A 355-nucleotide genomic window follows, 5' to 3' on the forward strand; every position below is an offset into this window, starting at 1 on the left:
GCTACCGTCAATGCAGATGGAACATATACTTATACGCCAGCTGCGAACTACAATGGTCCAGATAGCTTTACTATCGAGATCAATGATGGTAATGGCGGCACAGCAACAGTAACAATCAATATCACTGTAACAGCAGTAAATGATGATCCGACTGGTGCAGACCAGAATATTACTACACCTGAAGATGTAGTTTATAATGGAAGTGTGGTTGGCTCAGACGTGGATGGAGATGCACTGACTTACAGCAAAGCCACTGATCCTGCACATGGTACAGCTACAGTCAATGCAGATGGAACATACACTTATACGCCAGCAAGCAATTACAATGGACCTGATAGCTTTACTATCGAAATTA

1 protein-coding gene is annotated in these 355 nt (G+C 42.8%); it reads left to right on the forward strand.

What is annotated here, in order from left to right; genetic code table 11:
- Positions 1–355: Ig-like domain-containing protein (locus BW716_RS35880; RefSeq protein ID WP_143709282.1), on the forward strand; the 355-nt coding region annotated here is incomplete at both ends.

The sequence above is a fragment of the [Flexibacter] sp. ATCC 35208 genome, from assembly GCF_001975825.1.
Taxonomy (GTDB): Bacteria; Bacteroidota; Bacteroidia; order Chitinophagales; family Chitinophagaceae; genus Chitinophaga.